At 69.7% G+C, this 19050-nt stretch carries 14 protein-coding genes and 1 riboswitch; of the genes, 3 read left to right on the top strand and 11 right to left on the bottom strand.

What is annotated here, in order from left to right:
• Window positions 1–177 precede the first annotated feature (177 nt).
• Window positions 178–2880, bottom strand: coding sequence for an aminopeptidase N (gene pepN, locus X946_RS08080; RefSeq protein WP_038745651.1), 2703 nt, complete (start codon window positions 2878–2880; stop codon window positions 178–180).
• Between the two features lie 218 nt (window positions 2881–3098).
• Here pepN and X946_RS08075 point away from each other — a divergent pair, with 218 nt between their 5' ends.
• A complete protein-coding gene (locus X946_RS08075; protein ID WP_038745649.1) occupies window positions 3099–3803 on the top strand; it encodes a DUF4136 domain-containing protein in 705 nt (234 codons plus the stop codon).
• A gap of 213 nt (window positions 3804–4016) precedes the next feature.
• Here X946_RS08075 and X946_RS08070 read toward each other — a convergent pair whose 3' ends face one another.
• The 9 genes from X946_RS08070 to X946_RS35420 all read right to left on the bottom strand — a co-directional run bounded on the left by X946_RS08070 (window position 4017) and on the right by X946_RS35420 (window position 13757).
• Window positions 4017–4589 (bottom strand): TMEM165/GDT1 family protein, encoded by a 573-nt coding sequence (locus X946_RS08070; protein WP_038745647.1) that lies wholly within the window; start codon window positions 4587–4589, stop codon window positions 4017–4019.
• 76 nt (window positions 4590–4665) lie between these two features.
• Window positions 4666–4802, bottom strand: a riboswitch (yybP-ykoY riboswitch).
• 493 nt (window positions 4803–5295) lie between these two features.
• The gene (guaD, locus tag X946_RS08065) at window positions 5296–6606 is read right to left on the bottom strand and encodes a guanine deaminase (RefSeq protein ID WP_038745645.1); all 1311 of its coding nucleotides are present in this window, start codon (window positions 6604–6606) and stop codon (window positions 5296–5298) included.
• Window positions 6607–6631: 25 nt separating this feature from the next.
• Window positions 6632–8008, bottom strand: coding sequence for an NCS2 family permease (locus X946_RS08060; protein WP_038745643.1), 1377 nt, complete (start codon window positions 8006–8008; stop codon window positions 6632–6634).
• 96 nt (window positions 8009–8104) lie between these two features.
• Complete coding sequence (locus X946_RS08055) at window positions 8105–9130, bottom strand: adenosine deaminase (protein WP_038745641.1); 1026 nt, start codon at window positions 9128–9130, stop codon at window positions 8105–8107.
• A gap of 41 nt (window positions 9131–9171) precedes the next feature.
• A complete protein-coding gene (xdhC, locus tag X946_RS08050) occupies window positions 9172–10203 on the bottom strand; it encodes a xanthine dehydrogenase accessory protein XdhC (RefSeq protein ID WP_038745669.1) in 1032 nt (343 codons plus the stop codon).
• A gap of 23 nt (window positions 10204–10226) precedes the next feature.
• A complete protein-coding gene (locus X946_RS35425) occupies window positions 10227–10691 on the bottom strand; it encodes a hypothetical protein (protein WP_152611650.1) in 465 nt (154 codons plus the stop codon).
• Between the two features lie 349 nt (window positions 10692–11040).
• Window positions 11041–11550 carry a disulfide bond formation protein B gene (locus tag X946_RS08045; RefSeq protein ID WP_038745639.1) on the bottom strand — a complete coding sequence of 170 codons (510 nt, stop codon included), beginning with the start codon at window positions 11548–11550 and terminating at the stop codon, window positions 11041–11043.
• 82 nt (window positions 11551–11632) lie between these two features.
• Complete coding sequence (locus X946_RS08040; RefSeq protein ID WP_038745667.1) at window positions 11633–13009, bottom strand: amidase; 1377 nt, start codon at window positions 13007–13009, stop codon at window positions 11633–11635.
• A gap of 439 nt (window positions 13010–13448) precedes the next feature.
• A complete protein-coding gene (locus X946_RS35420) occupies window positions 13449–13757 on the bottom strand; it encodes a hypothetical protein (RefSeq protein WP_081989430.1) in 309 nt (102 codons plus the stop codon).
• Here X946_RS35420 and X946_RS08030 point away from each other — a divergent pair.
• Complete coding sequence (locus X946_RS08030; protein WP_038745636.1) at window positions 13651–14961, top strand: gamma-glutamyl-gamma-aminobutyrate hydrolase family protein; 1311 nt, start codon at window positions 13651–13653, stop codon at window positions 14959–14961. The two genes, X946_RS35420 and X946_RS08030, sit on opposite strands and share 107 nt — an antisense overlap.
• A gap of 393 nt (window positions 14962–15354) precedes the next feature.
• Complete coding sequence (locus X946_RS08025) at window positions 15355–16650, top strand: MFS transporter (protein WP_038745634.1); 1296 nt, start codon at window positions 15355–15357, stop codon at window positions 16648–16650.
• A 448-nt stretch (window positions 16651–17098) separates the two neighbouring features.
• Here the strand turns inward: X946_RS08025 and X946_RS08020 are convergent, their stop codons facing one another.
• Window positions 17099–18943: a tetratricopeptide repeat protein gene (locus tag X946_RS08020; RefSeq protein ID WP_038745632.1), complete on the bottom strand. Its 1845-nt coding sequence runs from the start codon at window positions 18941–18943 to the stop codon at window positions 17099–17101.
• Between the last annotated feature and the right edge of the window lie 107 nt (window positions 18944–19050).

The raw sequence follows: 19050 nt of genomic DNA, 5'->3' as shown, positions 1-19050 counted from the left end.
CGATCAAGGTCATCAAGCGCAGGGCCTACGGGTACCGTGACGAGGAGTACTTCTTCCTCAAGATCCGCGCCGCGTTCCCCGGAATTCCGCGATGAACCATAAAAAAGCCGGCATCGCAACACGCGATGCCGGCTTTTTCGTCCGCGGCCGCCGGGAAACGGGCGGCCGCAACCGCCGTCAGGCGAGCGCCTTCTCGACGATCTCCCGCACGTCGCGCGACTGCGCGTTCGCGGCGACACGCTCGAGCGCGTCGCGCATCTTGTCGCGCAGCGCCGGCGTGAAGCGGCGCCAGAGCTCGAGCGCGCGCGCGAGCCGCGCGGCGACCTGCGGATTGAGCGCGTCGAGCGCGAGCACCTGGTCGGCCCAGAACGCGTAGCCCGAACCGTCGGCCGCGTGGAACTGCGCCGGATTCGCCGAACAGAAGCCGAAGATCAGCGAGCGCGCGCGGTTCGGATTCTTCAGGTTGAACGCCGGATGCGCGAGCAGCTTGCGCACGACGTCGAGCGTCGGATGCTCGGGCGTGCCGCGCCGCGTCGCCTGCATCGAGAACCACTTGTCGATCACGAGCGCTTCCTTCTCGAAGCGGCGGTAGAAATCGTCGAGCGCGCGATCGGCGGCGCGCGCGGCGTCGGCCGAGCCGGCGGCCGCCGACAGCAGCGCGACGAGCGCGGCCGAGCGGTCGGTCATGTTGTTCGCGGCGTCGTATTGCGCGTGCGCGAGACGGACCGCGTCGGCCGGCTCGTCGAGCTCGGCGAGGTACGCGAGCGCGAGGTTCTTCAGCGCGCGGCGGCCGGAGTCGTCGGGCGTCGGCGCATACGCGCCCGGCGTCTGGTGGCGCTCGTGCACCGCGAGCCACTCGTCGCGCAGCGCGGTCGCGAGCTGGCGCCGCACGAACTGGCGCGCGCGATGGACGGCGGCCGGATCGGCTTGCGTCATCTGGTCGGCGAGATAGGCCTCCGACGGCAGCGTGAGCGCGAGCTCGCGGAACGCGGGCGACAGCGTGTCGTCCGTCAGCACGCGCTTGAACGCGGCGACGAACGCGTCGTCGAGCGCGAGCGGCTGCTGCGCGGCCGCGCGCGCGGCAAGCGTGAGCAGCGCGCGCGTCGCGAGGCGCTGGCCCGCTTCCCAGCGGTTGAACGGATCGCTATCGTGCGCGAGCAGGAACGCGAGCTCCTCGTCGCGGTAGTCGTATTCGACGATCACGGGCGCCGAGAAATTGCGCAGCAGCGACGGCAGCGGCGCTTCGTCGACGTCGACGAACGTGAACGTCGTTTCCGTGTCGGTCAGTTCGAGCACGCGCGTCGTGCCCGACGCGGCCGTCTCGCCTTCGAGCCGCAGCGGCAGGTCGCGGCCGTCGGCGCCGATCAGGCCGATCGCGAACGGAATCAGCAGCGGCCCGTTCTGCGTGTCGCGCGCGGCGGGCGCGGCTTCGCCGTAGCCTTGCCGCAGCGTCACCGAATAGCGCTTCGCGGCGGCGTCGTACGCGGTGCGGACCGTCACGCGCGGCGTGCCCGCCTGGCTATACCAGCGCTCGAACTGCGCGAGGTCGCGGCCGTTCGCGTCGGCCAGCGCGTGCCGGAAGTCGTCGCAGGTGACCGCCTGGCCGTCGTGGCGCTGGAAGTACAGATCCATTCCCTTGCGAAAACCGTCGCGGCCGAACAGCGTCTGATACATCCGCACGACTTCCGCGCCTTTCTCGTAGACGGTCATCGTGTAGAAGTTGTTGATCTCGACGTAGCTCTCGGGCCGCACCGGGTGCGCCATCGGGCCCGCATCCTCGGCGAACTGGAGCTGGCGCAGCACGCGCACGTCCTCGATCCGCTTGACCGCGCGCGCCGCGGCATGCTCGCCGTCGCCCGCCGACATGTCGGCCGAGAACTCCTGGTCGCGGAACACGGTGAGGCCTTCCTTCAGGCTCAACTGGAACCAGTCGCGGCAGGTCACGCGGTTGCCGGTCCAGTTGTGGAAATACTCGTGGCCGACGACCGATTCGATGTTCGCGAAGTCGACGTCGGTCGCCGTTTCCGGATTCGCGAGCACGTACTTCGTGTTGAAGATGTTGAGCCCCTTGTTCTCCATCGCGCCCATGTTGAAGTCGCCGACGGCGACGATCATGAAACGGTCGAGATCGAGCTCGAGGCCGAAGCGCTTTTCGTCCCAGCGGATCGAATGGATCAGCGAATCCATCGCGTGGCGGGTCTTGTCGAGATCGTGCGGCTCGACCCACACCTGCAGCAGCTTTTCCTTGCCGCTGCCGGAGGTGATCTTTTCCTCGAGCTTGACGAGCTTGCCCGCGACGAGCGCGAACAGATAGCTCGGCTTCTTGAACGGGTCTTCCCATTTCGCGAAGTGGCGGCCGCCCGGCAGCCCGCCGGAATCGACGAGGTTGCCGTTCGACAGCAGCACCGGGTACGCGGCCTCGTCCGCGCGCAGCGTGACCGTGTACGACGCCATCACGTCGGGACGGTCGACGAAGTAGGTGATGCGGCGAAAGCCTTCCGCCTCGCACTGCGTGAAGAAATTGCCGCTCGACACGTACAGGCCGGACAGCGTCGTGTTCGATTCGGGCGCGCACGCGTTCTCGATCGTGAGCTCGAACGCGTCGGGCACGTTCTCGACGGTGAGGCCGTGCTCGTGCGCGCGCACGGCGTCGTACGGCCTGCCGTCGAGCCGCGCGCCGACGAACTCGAGCGCTTCGCCTATCAGCTCGAAGTGCGGCGCGGGCGCGGCGTCCGGGTTGCGACGCACGCGCATCGTGTTCTTGACGATCGTGCGCGCCGGCTCGAGATCGAATTCGAGCGCGACGGCGTCGATCAGGAACGCAGGCGGCGTGTAGTCGCTGCGGCGGATCACGGCGGATGGAGCGGCGGTATCGGACATGTCGATCGTGGGCTTAAGAAAGTAGGGGGCGCGCCGATCGGGCGGCGCGGCGGCAGGAGCCCATTGTACAAAGCCTTTGCGCGCGGTGCGCGGGGCGAACTTTTCGGCGCGCCGAACGGTCTTCGTATTATCGGCGCGGTGCCCGCGCGGGCGGCGTATGATCCGGTCATCGCGACGCCCGGCCGGCCCGCGCGACGCCATCGATCAAGAGGACGAACATGAAACGCAATCCCATCATCCGCGGCGCGGCATGGCTCGCGGGTGCCCTGATCGTGCTGCTGTCCGGCTGCACGTCCTACGTCACGACGCAGGTCACGGCGTTCTCGAACTGGAGCGGCAGCGACGCGACGCGCACCTACGCGTTCGCCCGGACCGCCGAGCAGCAGAATAGCCTCGAGCAGTCGACTTACGAGCAGATCGTCGGCAACGAGCTGTCGGCCTACGCATTCACCCGCGCGCCGGAGAAGGCCGCGCGCTATCTCGTCGGGCTCGCGTACGGCATCAAGAGCGATTGGGTGTCGGTGCCGCAGCCCGTCTACTACGACCCGTGGTTCGGCCCCGGCCCGTACTGGCGCGGCGGCCCGTGGGGGCCGTTCGGTCCGTGGGGACCGTTTCCGGCGGGCTACGTGAATCAGAGCTACCAGATCTTCCAGCGTTCGCTCGAAATCCGGATCACCGAGCGCGCGACGGGCAAGGAGGTCTATAACGTCGCCGCGCGCAACGCGGGCGAAGGCTCGTCGCTGCTGCAGGCGATGCCGTATCTCGCCCGCGCGGCGCTCGCCGATTTCCCGCTCGGCAACGGCACCGTGCGCACGGTGCGGCTGCCCGTCGACAAGAACGGCGCGCCCGCGCCGATGCCGTCGAACGAGCGCGCGGTGCCGGCCGCGCCCGCATCCGGCGCCGCCGCGGCGCCGGCGCGTTGAGAGGCGGCCTGGCGTCGAGGCAGGTCGGCGGAGCGGGAAGCCGGTGGTCTGGGCGGCCGGTGAAGCGGCCGGGCCGGTCGAAGAAGCGGCATATCGGCGAAGCGGGCGCCGGGCCGGCGGACAACGGGCCGCTGCCTTCGCCGCGAGCCGCGGCCGTGCGCGGTGGGGCTGCGCCCACGAATGGTCCGTCTGCCTGATGCGGTTTTCGCGCCGTCAGGCGCCGCCGCGAACGAACGCGAGCGCGCCGAGCACGACGAACAGCACGGCCGCGATGGCATGGACGAGCTTCGTCGGCAGCCGGTGCGCGAAGCGGTCGCCGAGCAGGATCGCCGGCACGTTCGCGAGCATCATCCCGAACGTCGTGCCGGCGACGACGCCGACGTAATCCTGGAAGCGCGCGGCGAGCGCGACGGTCGCGATCTGCGTCTTGTCGCCCATTTCGGCAAGGAAGAACGCGACGAACGTCGCGCCGAACACGCCGAGACGCGAGCGGTTCGCGTTCGCCTCGGCGGCGTCGAGCTTGTCCGGCACGAGAATCCACAAGCCCATCCCGATGAACGAAATCGCGAGCGCCCAGCGCATCACCGACGGCGTCAGATACACGCCGAGCCACTCGCCGAGCGCGCCGGCGAACGCGTGATTGATCAGGGTCGCGGCGAGGACGCCGGCGATGATCGGCAGCGGCTTGCGGTAGCGGGCGGCGAGGACGAGAGAGAGCAACTGGGTCTTGTCGCCGATTTCGGCGAGGGCGACGGCGCCCGTCGAGATTAGGAAGGCTTGAGTCACGGAATGAATATCCCAGGGCCTGGTTGAACGCGAGCGACGATTCGCCGCGCGCCGGGCCCATCTGCGGCGTGCGGTGAACCATCGGTCTCGCCAGGCCTTGCGGGCTGCGTCCGCCATGGCCGCGACGGCCAAGTCTGTTGACGGACGCCTCCGTCACGAGCGCGCCGGGCGGCGTCGGCTCGAGCGGAGCGGCTACTCCCCAATGAGGAGCGGATTCTAGCACGCCTTTTTTGCACGAAGGGAAGGATTGTTGCGTCGCGTTGCGTCGCGTCGCGTTGCGTCGCGTCGCGTCGCGTCGCGTCGCGTGGAGCGAAGCGATGCGGGCAATCGATGTGGCGGGGATGCCGCCCGCACCGGCGCAGGCGGGCACGGCGGGCGGGGGCGGGCGCTGCGGGTTGCGGAGGACGGGCGGGGAAGCGTCGGGTTTCGGTCGAGTCCAATTTGAATCGGGTCGAATCGGGTCGAATGGGGGAATCGGCGCGCCAGGGCGCGCGAGCGCGGTGCAGGCGCGGGCGCGGCAGCGAGCACGCGCCGCGTGTGTCGGCGATTCGACTCGTGCCGGCGTCTTTGCCGTCGCGACTGCTGCACCGCAGCGTCGCGCGCGGTCGTCGGTCGTGATTCGCACGTCAGTCGATGCGTGTCGCTTCAGCGGGGGGGCGCGGCGTGTTCCGCCGCCGAACGGTCGCCTGCCTGCGTGCTCGGCCGCTCAGCTCGCGTCGGCGCCGTCGCGCCGATGCACGCAGCGCCCTGCCGCGTACGTGCGATAGACGGCGCGATCGTCGCCGAGCAGCGCGAGCGCGAACAGCAGCTCTTCGAGCGATTCCGCGCGCGCGGTGCGGCGCGCGAGCAGCGGCGTCGCGGCCGGATCGAGCACGACGAAGTCGGCCTCCGTGCGCGGCGCGAGCGTGCCGATCGTGTCCGCCAGCTCGAGCGCGTGCGCCGCGCCCGCCGTCGCGAGCCAGAACATGCGCGTCGCGCTCAGGTGATGGCCGGTCATTCGTGCGATCTTGTGCGCCTCGTTCATCGTCTGCAGCATCGAGAACGACGTGCCGCCGCCGACGTCGGTCGCGAGCGTGACGGCCATCCGCTGCGCATTCGCGCGATCGAAATCGAACAGGCCGCTGCCGAGGAACAGGTTCGACGTCGGGCAGTGCGCGGCGATCGCGCCCGTTTCCGCGAAGCGCCGGCGATCGTCGTCGTCGAGATGAATGCAGTGGCCGTAGACCGCGCGGCGGCGCAGCAGGCCGTAGTGATCGTAGACGTCGAGATAGCTGCGCCGCTCGGGGAACAACTCGGCCGCCCAGCGGATTTCGTCGAGGTTCTCGGCGACGTGGCTCTGGATGAACACGTCCGGATAAAGCTTCGCGAGCGCGCCGCACGCTTCGAGCTGCTCGTGCGTCGACGTCGGCGCGAAGCGCGGCGTGAGCGCGTACAGCTGCCGGCCGCGGCCGTGCCAGCGCGCGATCAGCTCGGCGCTGTCGTCGTAGCCCGATTGCGCGGTGTCGCGCAGGAACTCGGGGCAGTGGCGGTCCATCAGCACCTTGCCCGCGACCATCCGCAAACCGCGCGCGTCGCTTGCGTCGAAGAACGCATCGGCCGACTGCTTGTGCACGGTGCAGTAGACGAGCGCCGTCGTCGTGCCGCACGCGAGCAGCGTGTCGAGGAAGAAGTCCGAGACGTCGCGCGCGTGCGCGGGATCGGCGAAACGCCGCTCGGTCGGGAACGTGTAGCGGTCGAGCCATGGCAGCAGGCCCGGCGCCGGCGACGCGATCATTTCGGTCTGCGGATAATGAACGTGCGTGTCGATGAAGCCGGGCACGATCAGCTTGTCGCGCATCTCGACGAGCGTCGCGCCCGGCGCGAGCCGCGGCGCGAGCGCCGCATGCGCGCCGGCCGCGACGACGCGCCCGTCGTCGACGATCACGAGGCCGTCTTCGTCGTACGCGGCCGCATCGTCCGATTGCGCGGGATCGCCGTCGAATCGCAAGAGGCGCGCGCGGAAAGCGGTTTGAGTCATCGTTGGGAATCCGTATCGATTGAAGTCAGAGCTGTGCGACGAGAAGCACCGACAGCGCGGCGACCACCCACATCGCCGGCTTTACTTCGTCGCGGCGGCCCGTGAAGAGCTTCAGCACGACGAACGCGAGGAAGCCGTACGCGATGCCTTCGGTGATCGAGTACGTGAGCGGGATCAGGATCATCGCGAGGAACGCGGGGATCGCCTCGTCGAAGCGATGCCATTCGATCTTCGTGATCGATTCCATCATGAACACGCCGACGAGCACGAGCGCGGGCGCCGTCGCGATCGCGGGCACGAGCGAGAGCAGCGGCGACAGGAACAGGAACGGCACGAAGCACAGGCCCGCGACCACCGCGACGAGCCCCGTGCGGCCGCCCGCCGAGATGCCCGCCGCAGATTCGATGTACGCGTTCGCGGGGCTCGTGCCGAGCGGCGCGGATACGACGGCCGAGAACGCGTCGACGATCATCGACTGGCGAATGTTGCGCGGATTGCCGTCGCGGTCGCGCAGGTTGCCCGCTTCCGAAATCGCCATGAACGTGGACAGCGCGTCGAAGAACGCGGTGAACAACATCACGAAGATGAACGGCCAGTAAGCGAATTTCAGCGAGCCGAGCAGATCGAGCTGGCCGATCGCCGAGAAGTCCGGCGCGGCGACGAAGCCGTTCCAGTTGACGAGCGTCTTCGTCGCGATCGCGGCGGGCCAGTACGCGCTGCCGTCGCCCCACACGCGGCCGATCGGGATCGCGAGCAGCGTGGTCGCGACGATGCCGAGCATGAGCGCGCCCGTCACGCGGCGCACGACGAGCACGGTCGTGATCGCGAGGCCGGCGAGGAACGTGACGATCACCGGATTGAGCGACGTCGCATGGACGATCGTCACCGGATCGCCGACGATGAACTTCGCGTTCACGAGCCCGATCAGGCTGATGAACAGGCCGATTCCGCACGACACCGCGTGCCGCAGGTTGGCCGGAATCGCGTCGACGACGAGCTTGCGCGCGTTGAACGCGGCGAGCGTCGCGAACAGCACGCCCGCCCAGAACACGCAGCCGAGCGCGGTTTGCCACGGCATCTTGCCGCCATGGACCATCACGAACGTGAAAAGCGCGTTCATGCCCATGCCGGGCGCGACGAGCACCGGGTTGCGCGCGTAGAGTCCCATCGCGCAGCTGCCGAGGAAGCTGACGATCACGGTCGCCGTGAGCGCGGCCGAAAACGGCACGCCCGCCTGCGACAGGATGCCGGGATTCACGACGATGATGTACATCGCCGTCAGGAACGTCGTCACGCCGGCGACGATCTCGGTGCGCGGCCGCGAGCCGGACTCGCGAATGCCGAAGTGGCGCTCGAGCGCCGAGCGCTTCGCGGGCGCGGCGGTGCCTTGATAGAGGTCCATCGTTAAGCTCTCCTCAGTGTCTCGTGTCGAGCGCACCGCGTCACGACGCGCGCGCTTTCGCGCGCCTCGCATGCAGCGCGCGCGTCGTTTCGGCCGTCAGGCCGCGTGCCAGTGCGCGTCGAGCTTCGCGATCAGCGCCGCGCGTTCGTCGGCGCTCACGAACGACGCGTCGAAGCCGTTCTTGATCACCGTGTAGACGTCGGCATCGCCAAGCTGCAGCGCGTCGACGGTCGCGAAGTAGTTTGCGTTGACGTAGCCGCCGAAATACGCGGGATCGTCGGAGTTGATCGTCACCGCGACGCCGCGGTCGAGCAGATCCTTCAGCGTGTGCTTCGTCAGGTCGTCGAACACGCAGAGCTTCAGGTTCGACAGCGGGCAGACGGTGAGCGCGATCTTTTCGTTCGCGAGACGTGCGACGAGCGCCGCGTCTTCCGCGCTGCGCACGCCGTGATCGACGCGATCCACCTTCAGCACGTCGAGCGCTTGCGTCACGTAGTCGGGCGGGCCTTCCTCGCCCGCGTGCGCGACGAGCTTCAGGCCCCGCTCACGCGCCTTCTCGAACACGCGCGCGAACTTCGACGGCGGATTGCCGCGCTCGGACGAATCGAGGCCGACGCCCACGAGGCGCTGCGCGTAGCGATCGAAGAGGGGCAGCGCCGCTTCGAATGTCGCGAGCGCGTCCTCCTCGGACAGATGACGCAGGAAACACAGGATCAGCTTGCTCGAGAAGCCGCGCTTTTGCGCATCGGCGAGCGCGCGCTCGATGCCCGCGACGACGGTCTCGATCGGCACGCCGCGCTCGGTGTGCGTCTGCGGATCGAAGAAGATCTCCGCGTGCGCGACGTGATCGGCGAGCGCGCGCTCGACGTACGCGGTCGTCATGTCGTAGAAATCCTGCTCGGTGAGGAGCACGCTCGCGCCCGCGTAGTAGATGTCGAGGAACGACTGCAGATCGCTGAACGCGTAGGCGGCGCGCAGCGCGTCGATCGAGTCGTATGCGAGCTTCACGCCGTTGCGTTGCGCGAGCTTGAAGATCAGCTCGGGCTCGAGCGAGCCTTCGATGTGGATGTGCAGCTCCGCTTTCGGCGCGCGGGCGATCTTGTCTTGGAATGTCGGGGTCATCGTGGTGTCTGTATGCGTAACCTGGTTTGAATGACGGCGGCTCAGCATGCGCGCGCGCCGGGCGGCGAAGGCGATGCGGCCGGATGCTCGTTCGCGCGGCGCGCGTCGACGGTCTGCAGGATCTGCGCGGCGACGGCGATCGCGATCGCCTCGGGCGCCTTGTCGACGATGCCGGGCACGCCGATCGGGCACTGCATCCGCGCGATTTGCAACGGGTCGATGCCGCGCGCGGCGAGCCGGTGCTCGAACTGCATCCGCTTCGTGCGCGAGCCGATCATGCCGAAGTACGCGTAGTCGCCGCGCGCGAGGATGCGGTGCGCGAGCTCGAGATCGCGGGCGTGATTGTGCGTCATCACGACGAAGTACGCACCGGGCTCGGCTTCGTCGATCGCTTCGTCGGGCGCGTCGTTCGCGTCAAGCGACAGGTTGCGGATGCCCGCGAGCGCATCGGGCGGCGGGAACTGCGCGTCGCGCTCGTCGACCCAGCGGACGTGGCAGGGCAGCGTGCCGAGCACGCGCACGAGCGCCGCGCCGACGTGCCCGGCGCCGAACAGCACGACCGAAAACGCGCGCGGCGCGATCGTCTCGGTCAATAGCGGCGCGCCGCTCATTTCCCACAGCAGGCAGTCGGGGCGCGCGGCGCCCGGCTCGGGCTCGCTCAGCATCACCGCGTCGGGGTCGGGGCCGAACGACACGCTGCGCACGGTCGGCGCGCCCGCCGCCGTGCGCTTGGCGAGCGACGTGACCCAGCCGAGATCGGCGATGTCGAGCCGCTCGAATGCGAGCACGACCGCGCCGCCGCAGCATTGGCCGAGGCTCGGGCCGAGCGCGAGCCGTTCGAGCCGTCGCGCATGCGGCGTGTGCGCGCCTTCCTTCAGCAGCTGTCGGGCGATCTCGATCGCCTTCCACTCGAGATGGCCGCCGCCGATCGTGTGGCGTGCGGCTTCGCGCGTGACGAGCATCTTCGTGCCCGCGTCGCGCGGCGCGGAGCCGTCGACGCGCGCCACCGTCACGAGGACGGCCGCGTCGCCGCGGGCGAGCAGGTGCTGCAGGTCGGTGAGCCAGGTTTCCATCCGGCGCTTCTCCTGATCCTGAGTCAGACCGCGACGGCCGGCCGGGCGGCTGCTGCCGTGCGATTCGCGCGGCGCGTGCGGGCGAGAGCGGTCGCGTCGGGATGCGTCGTGCGCGGCGCTCGCCGGGGCGCGGTGGCAGCCGCGGCGCGCGCGCGCTTGGCGTCTCGGCGCGACGAACGCGTGATCGCGGCGCTCGTCCGCGACGTGCTGCACGTGAAGCTCGCGCAGCCGGCTCGATCGCCGTGGCCGGAGGCAATGCGGCCGAAGACGACGAGGGACACGCCGCGGACGCGGCAACGGCGAGCGGCGGCGCGCATCGGCTGCGCGTCGCGACGGCGCGCGGCGGACGGGCGGACTCGCGGCGAACCGGCGCGGCGCGCGCCGTCGTCAGGCCGGGCGCCTCGCGCCTTGATGCGCGGGGCGGCGCGGACAGGGCTGCGGCGGGAAATGCGGATGGTTTGCGTTGTCATGGCGAATCCACGGGACATTGCGGATCAGGCGCGCGTTACGCAGGGTCGAGAGGCTCCCGCCTCGCGCACGTAGATCGCCATCCGGAAACGAAGATAGCACCGCAAAAAAATGGCGGCATGGCCTGGCAATGATGCGGGCTATTCGGCGGCGATCATGATGCACGTAGGATTCGCGCGCCCGTCCGAAGTTGCCGGGCGGCGGGAAACCATTGCCCCGCGCGGGTCGCGGCGGGGCGGGACGCGGATGCGGCGCCGCCGGCGCGCGTCGGCTCCCGGGCCGCCGCGCTCGGGAAAACGAGCAGCGGCCGAGCAGCGGCGGCGCGGAGCGATCTATCGCGATCCCCATGCGCCGCCGCGCCGACGCAGGTCAGCGCAGCCGGCCGCGGTGGCGCAGCAGGCTCACGGCGACGGGCACGACGATCAGCACGAATGCGATCAGCGCCCAGCCGGGCAGCAGGATGCCGAAGATCGGCGGATAGACGGTCTCGCACAGCCCGGCGACCTTGAACACGCCCGGCAGCCAGTGCGCAGGCGGCAGGCTGTCGACGATCGGCTGCAGCGCGTCGAAGCCGCAACTGAAGCCTGGGTTCAGTTGCACGTACAAATGGCGTGCGGCGGTGCCGACGCCCGCGGCGGCCGACAGCACGATGAGCGCCTCGGTCACCACGATGCCCGCGCCGCTCGTCATGCCCGCGCCGATGAACGCGAACAACGCGATCAGCACGAAGAAATAGCGCTGGATGATGCAAAGCGGGCACGGATCTTCGTTTTTCACGTACTGCAGATAAAGCGCGCCGGCCAGAAGCGCGAGGCACACGAGGCCGAGCAGCACGAGCAGGCGCCGTTCGCGGCGCAGCGAGAGCATCAGGTTGTTCATCGAAACGGGATTCCTTCGAGCGGTCAGGAAAATGAATCGTCGGATTTTAACGCGAACGCCGCGCCGTCTTCGGGCGGCGGCGTCAGCGGATCGTCGCGAGCACCGCTTCGACCGCCTGGCCGATCGCGAGCAGCGCGTCGTCGCGATGCGGCGCGGCGGCGAGCATCAGGCCGACGGGCGCCGTGTCGCGCGGATGGCACGGCAGCGACAGCGCGCAGGCGTCGAGAAAGTTGAACGCGCTCGGGTTGCGCAGCACGAGTGCGTTCGTGCGCGCGAACGCGTCGTCATCACGCTCGAGCTCGTCGATGCGCGGCGGCGCGACGGGCACCGTCGGCGCGACGAGCGCGTCGAAACGCTGCCACACGGTGCGCGCCGCTTCGTCGATGAGCGCCGCGCGCGCGGCGACGAGATCGAGATAATCGGTGGCGCTCGCCGGCTCGCCCTTCAGGATGCGCGCGAGCACGCGCGGATCGTACGCGTCGCGGTGGCGGGCGATGAGCGGGCGATGCCACGCGTACGCCTCGATCGACGAAAAGCCGATGCGATTGATGTCGGGCAGCGTGTCGAGCGGCGCGAAGCGCGCTTCCGACACGATCGCGCCCGCGGCTTCCAGGTGCTTGAGCGCCGTGTCGAGCGACGCCGCGACGTGCGCGTCGACGCCGTCCGTCACGTAGTTCGTCAGCACGCCGAGCCGCACGCCTTCGAGCGGCCGCGCGGCGCTCACGTGCGGCTCGAGGCCCGCGAGGACCCGGTCGACGAGCGCGCAGCACGCAACCGACACGCCGATCGGGCCGAACGAATCGAGCGTCGCCGACAGCGGCACGCCGCCTTGCCTCGGAATCCGGCTCGCGGTCGGCTTGAAGCCCGTCAGTCCGCAGAGCGCGGCGGGTATCCGGATCGAGCCGCCCGTGTCAGTCGCGAGCGCGACGGCGGCCATGCCGTCCGCAACCGACGCGGCCGCGCCCGACGACGAGCCGCCCGCGATCCGCTCGTCGCCGGGCACGCCGCGCCGGTACGGCGAGCGCGGCGTGCCGTAGTGCGGATTCAGGCCCAGGCCGGAGAACGCGAACTCGCTCATGTTCGTGCGGCCGACGAGCACGGCGCCCGCGCGCTTCAGGCGGGCGACGGCGATCGCGTCGGCGGTCGCGGGGGGCGCATCGGCGAGCACGCGCGATCCCGCGCGCGTGACCTGCCCCGCGATGTCGAACAGATCCTTCACCGACACCGGAATGCCCGCGAGCGGCGACAGCACGGTGCCCGCGGCGCGCAGGCGATCGTGCGCGTCGGCGGTCGCGCGCGCGCCTTGCGCATCGACCTCGGTGAACGCGACCGCGCCCTGTCCCGCCGGATCGGCGATCCGTTCGAGCGCGGCTTCGACGAGCGCGCGGCTGGTCGTCGTGCCGGCGGCGAGATCGGCGGCGAGCCGGGCGAGCGGCGGGAAGGGGGCGAAAGTGGTCATGGCGGTATCGGGCTCGATCGGGTTGGCGACGCGCCGCGCGAAGCGCGCTCGGCACGACACGTCACGCCACGGCACGTCGCGTCGCGTCGCGAAGCCGCGCGTGCGGCGTGCGACGCTCGGGTTCGCGCATTGTAGAACAGCGTTGCGGCGCGGGGTTGTGTCCGGCGGCTCGCCGCTTCGCGTGCGCGGCTCGCGTCGGCCGACGCGCAGGATGCCGATTCGCCGCGCGGCGGCGAATCGGATCGCAGCGGTGGCGTTCGGGCGTGCGGACATGCGGCCGTTGCGATATCCGAACGACGTTTGCGGTCGACTGCAGGTTCGTGTGAGGTTTATTCGCGTGCGCTGTCAGCCGATGCGAGATTGCATGCGAGCCGCGCATGAAGTCAGGGGGGCGAAGCGCCTGGGCGGCGCATCGCGATGCAGTTTGCCGACGCGCGCTCTATGCGCGCTCGACGCGCACGCGCGCCGTTTCGCACGCCGAATCATGCGCGTCGTCGCGCGATTGCAACGTGCGTCGGCGTGAATTCGACACAACATTGCAACAATATTGACGAAACGCTGTCGGTTTGCCGCCGATCGTGTACTGAAGCATAATGAATTCTCGTTGATTCTCCGCGTGACCGACGCGCCAGACCTTCGTCATGAGCGAAAACACGTCCGCAAGAGCCGAGCAGTCCGGTTCTGCCTCTTCTTCCGTTGCGACGTCTTCCGGCCACGCCGGCGCGGCATCGTCTTCCGTTTCCGACAATCCGTCCGTGGGCGCGACCGTTCACGTCGGCGCGTTCGCCGCGCAGATCGCGGCCGCGCAGGACGTCGGCGACCCCGGCTCGGCGCCGACCGATACGATTGCCGAGCCCGGTGCGCCCGGCGTCGGCCCGGGCGGCCCGGGCGCGCGCCCAGCCGCCGCGTCGGCCGGTTCATCGGCCGGTTCATCCGCCGCCGCGCCGCCGGGCGCGACGGCCGCCGGCGCGGCTTCCGCCGCGAGGGCAGGCTCGCCGCCGCCCGGCTTCGGCGCGCCGCCCGATTTCGAGGCGTCGCGCCCGCCGCCCGCGAGCGCCGCGCCGCCTGCGCCGCCCGCGTACCTGAAACAGAGCGATACGCCGTGGTCGGTGTTCGGCCGGATCATCGCCGCGCGGGCGCGCCGGCTGTTCGACCGCGCCGGCCAGCGGATCACGCAACGCACGCTGCGCATCGGCGTGTCGGCGCGGATCTTCCATCCGGAGCCGGGCGCGCCGGGGCTGCGCGGCAAGACGCTGCAATATCTGGAGGAATCGATCGCGCACTGGGTGATGTCGCGCGACGTGCTCGTGTTTATGATTCCGACCGTCGGCCATCAGGGGATGCTGCACCCGAGCAACATCCGGCTGCGCGACTACGCGAAGCATCTCGACGGGCTGCTGCTGCAAGGCGGCGCCGACGTGTCGCCGCAGACGTACGCGGCTTCCGACGCGTATTCCGAGTGGCCCGGCGACCGCGTGCGCGACATGTACGAGCTCGAGCTGCTGCACGAGTTCATCGAGTCGGGCAAGCCGGTGCTCGGCGTGTGCCGCGGCTGCCAGCTGATCAACGTCGCGTTCGGCGGCTCGCTCTATCAGGACATCGCGACCGACGTGCCGACGGCGGGCGCGCACGTGAGCGAGCACTACGACCAGCACCGGCACGCGATCCGCTTCCCGGACGGCTCGACGCTCGCGAACATGTTCCCCGGCCGCCGCGAGGCGATCGTCAACTCGATCCACCATCAGGCGATTCGCGATATCGGCCGCGATCTGAACATCGAGGCGGTGTCGGCGGAAGACGGGATCATCGAGGGAATTCGTTATCGCCGCGCGCCGTTCGTCGTCGGCGTTCAGTGGCACCCGGAGTTTCATCGCGCGGGCGGCCCGGAGCTGCTCGACTGCACGCCGCTTCTCGACACGTTCCTGCGCGCGGCGCGCGAGACGCGGCTGTAGCCGATCGGCGTGCGACGCCCTCGGCGCGAAACGACATGACGGGCCGCACGCGGGTGCGGCCCGTCGTTCGTTCGGCATCCGGAGCGACGAAGCGTCGGAGAGTCGGAGAGTCGGAGAGCGGCGGTGCGGCCGCGTGATTCTCGCGGCGCGACGCCGCATCGCTCACACGATAAACGCCGGAAATCCCGGCGTATTCGTCAGTTTTCAAAGTCCTTTCGGACGACTCCGCAAGCGACGCATTGACGCATCCCGCCGCCGTTCGCAGTAAGATGGCAGGCGCCGTGCAGCGCATCATCGATCTGCACCGCCCCCGGCGCGCCGGGGCAAGAAACACGATGTGATACGCGCCGCATGCCGCTCGATCGGCCGCGGCGCAGCCTTATCGAGAGAGACATGTCTACAGCGTCCCCCGCAATACAGCAGGAATCCAAGGCCAGGACCGTGTTCCGCGTCGTCAGCGGCAACTTCTTGGAGATGTACGACTTCATGGTCTACGGCTACTACGCGTCAGCGATCGCCAAGACCTACTTCCCGAACGGCAACGCGTTCGCGTCGCTGATGCTGTCGCTGTCGGTGTTCGGCGCGGGCTTTCTGATGCGCCCCGTCGGCGCGATCGTGCTCGGTGCCTACATCGACCATCACGGCCGCCGCAAGGGCCTCATCCTGACGCTCGCGCTGATGGCGCTCGGCACGCTGACCGTCGCGACGATTCCGGGCTACGCGACGATCGGCGTGCTCGCGCCGATTCTCGTGCTGCTCGGGCGGCTGTTGCAGGGCTTTTCGGCGGGCGTCGAGCTGGGCGGCGTGTCGGTGTACCTGTCCGAGATCGCGACGAAGGGCAACAAGGGCTTCTACACGTCGTGGCAGTCCGGTAGCCAGCAGGTGGCCGTCGTGTTCGCCGCGTTCGTCGGCGTGCTGCTGAACCGCGCGCTGCCCGTCGAGCAGATGACGGCGTGGGGCTGGCGCATCCCGTTCCTGATCGGCTGCCTGATCGTGCCGTTCCTGTTCCTGATCCGCCGTTCGCTGAAGGAGACCGACGAGTTCCTCGCGAAGCGCCGCCGCCCGAGCATGGGCGAGATCATGAAGTCGATGCTCGAGAACTGGGGCGTCGTGCTCGCGGGCATGGGGATGGTCATCATGACGACGGTGTCGTTCTACATGATCACCGCGTATACGCCGACGTTCGGCAAGGAAGTGCTGCATCTGTCGGCGATCGACGCGCTCGTCGTGACCGTTTGCGTCGGGCTGTCGAACCTCGTCTGGCTGCCGCTGTCGGGCGCGCTGTCCGACCGGATCGGCCGTCGTCCGGTGCTGATCGCGTTCACCGCGCTCACGATCCTCACCGCGTATCCGGTGATGCAGTGGCTCGTTGGTTCGCCGTCGTTCCTGCGGCTGCTGACGGCCGAACTGTGGCTGTCGTTCCTGTACGGTTCGTACAACGGCGCGATGGTCGTCGCGCTGACCGAAGTGATGCCGGCCGACGTGCGCACCGCGGGCTTCTCGCTCGCGTACAGCCTCGCGACGACGATCGGCGGCTTCACGCCGGCGATCTCGACGCTGCTGATCCACGAAACCGGCAACAAGGCGGCGCCGGGCCTCTGGCTCGGCCTCGCGGCGATCTGCGGGCTGATCGCGACGCTCGTGCTGTACCGGTCGCCGGAAGCGCGCAATCAGTACAAGACGGCTTGAGCGAACGTGCGGCCCGGCGCGAGCGGGCCGCGATGGACGAAGCGGAAAACGGAGCGCCTAGCGCTCCGTTTTTTTGTTTGGGCGAAGCGATTTGCGGCGGCGGAGCGTGGCGGCGGCGAGGATCGTTGTCGCGAGCCGTGGCGGCATGCGGGCGCGGCATCGACAATATTGCGGCACGAAGGCACGAAGGCACGAAGGCACGAAGGCACGAAGGCACGAAGGCACGAAGGCACGAAGGCACGAAGGCACGAAGGCACGAAGGCACGAAGGCTCAAAGGCTCAAAGGCTCAAAGGCTCAAAGGCTCAAAGGCGAGAAGGCGAGAAGGCGAGAAGGCGAGAAGGGCGCGAATTCCACCTATAACGGCGCGGCGCGCCCTGCACGAGCGACGATTCGCGGATACGACGCTCGAACGGCCGAAGGCGGTCCCGCACGAATGCGCGCGAGCCGTCACCCGCGCGCGATCTCGGCCGCGACCGTCGCGACCACATCGTCCCAGCGTCCCGGCTGCGATTGCCGGACGAGCCGCGCATGCGGATACCACGGACTATCGTCGCCCGTGCTCCAGCGCCAGTCGGCGGCGACGGGCAGCATCAGCCACAGCGGCTTGCCGAGCGCGCCCGCCAGGTGCGCGAGCGCGGTGTCGATCGACACGACGCCGTCGAGCCGATCGACGAGTGCAGCCGTCGCCGCGAAATCGGTCAAGCCATCGAGGCGGTGGATGCGCACCGCATGCGGATGCGCGTCGAGCGCCGCGCGCTCGGCGTCCGACAGCGCCGGCTGCAGCACGATCCAGTCGACGCCGGCGAGCGCGAAGAGCGGCGCGAGCGTGTCGAGCGGCACCGCGCGGTTTTCCTGCACCTGAGCGCTGCCGGACCACGCGAGCCCGAGCTTGCGCTTCGCGTGTCCGCCGAGCGAGCCGCGGAAGCGGCGGCGCGCGGCATCCGGCACGTCGAGATACGGCGTGCGGGACGGGATCGCGTCGTATTCGAGGCCGAGCGCGAACGGCAGGCTGAGGAGCGGACAGACGAGATCGGCCACGGGCATGCGCGCCGTATCGGTCGGCACGACGCTCACGCGCCAGCGCGCGGCCATTGTCTCGACGAGCGGCAGCAGCGCCGGCTGGACCTGCAGGATCAGCCGCGCGCAGCGCTCGCGCGCGAGCGGAACGAGCCGCACGAACTGCAGCGTGTCGCCGAAACCCTGTTCGGCGCGCACGAGCAGCGTGCGGCCTTCGATCGGCTCGCCTTGCCAGCGCGGCAGCGGCCCGAGGGGCGCCGCGCCCGGCAGCGCATGCCGCGCTTCATACGCGGGCAGGCCGCGCGCGAAGTCGCGCAGCGTGAGCAGCGTGACCGCGCGATGCATTTGCGCGAGCGCATGCGCGGGATCGAGCCGCAGTGCCTGGTCGAATGCGCGCAGCGCCATCTCGTGCGCGCCGAGCGCGTGGTGCGCGGTGCCGAGATTGAGCCACGCGAGCACGAACGACGGATCGAGTCCGACCGCGCGCTCGTAATGCGGCAGCGCGTCGCGATGGCGGCCGAGCGCCGCGAGCGCGTTCGCGAGCCCGAACAGCGCGAGCGGAAAGCGCGGCTGCAGCGCGAGCGCGGATTCGAACGCGGGCAGCGCCTGCGCATGCCGGCCGATCGCATCGAGCGCGTTGCCGAGATTGAAATGCGCGGCGACGAAGCGCGGCTCGGCGGCGAGCGCCGCGCGAAAATGCGAGATCGCTTCGTCGGTGTTTCCGAGCGCGGCGAGCGCCATCCCGAGGTTGTTGTGCGCGCCCGCGTGGCCGGGACGCAGCTCGAGCGCGCGGCGAAACGCCGCGAGCGCGTCGTCGTGCCGGCCGAGCGCGTTGAGCGCGTTGCCGAGGTTGTTGTGGATCGATGCGTCGCCGGGCGTGAGCGCGAGCGCGCGCTCGAACGCGTCGACCGCGTCGTCGTGACGCTCCTGCGCCGCATACGCGTTGCCGAGGTTGTAGTGCGCGAGCGGGAACGTCGGCGCGAGCGTGAGCGCGTTGCGAAAGCGCTCGATCGCGTCGTCGAGGCGACCGAGCGCCTTGAACGCATTGCCGAGGTTCAGTTGCAGCGCGGCGTCGTCCGGACGCAACTCGACCGCGCGGCCGACGAGATCGGCCGCTTCTTCGTGCCGGCCCTGCTGATGGCGCAGCACGCCGAACAGGTGCAGCGCATCGGCGTCGGCGGGGTTGGCCGCGAGCGCCGCCCGATAGCCGTGTTCGGCGACGTCGAGCCGGCCTGCGCGGTGTGCGGCGAATGCGCGGTCGAAAGCGGATTCCATGACGCGAGACAAACGGGAAACCTCGCATTTTCCCACACCTCGGACGGCGCCCGCCGATTCGGGGGCGCGCCGCGCTATGGATGCGGCGAGGCGGCGGGCGTAGACTG

This window comes from Burkholderia sp. ABCPW 111 (assembly GCF_000773065.1).
GTDB lineage: Bacteria > Pseudomonadota > Gammaproteobacteria > Burkholderiales > Burkholderiaceae > Burkholderia > Burkholderia savannae.
The sequence above is the reverse complement of the archived record's forward strand: the minus strand, read 5'-3'. Positions and strand labels throughout refer to the sequence as shown.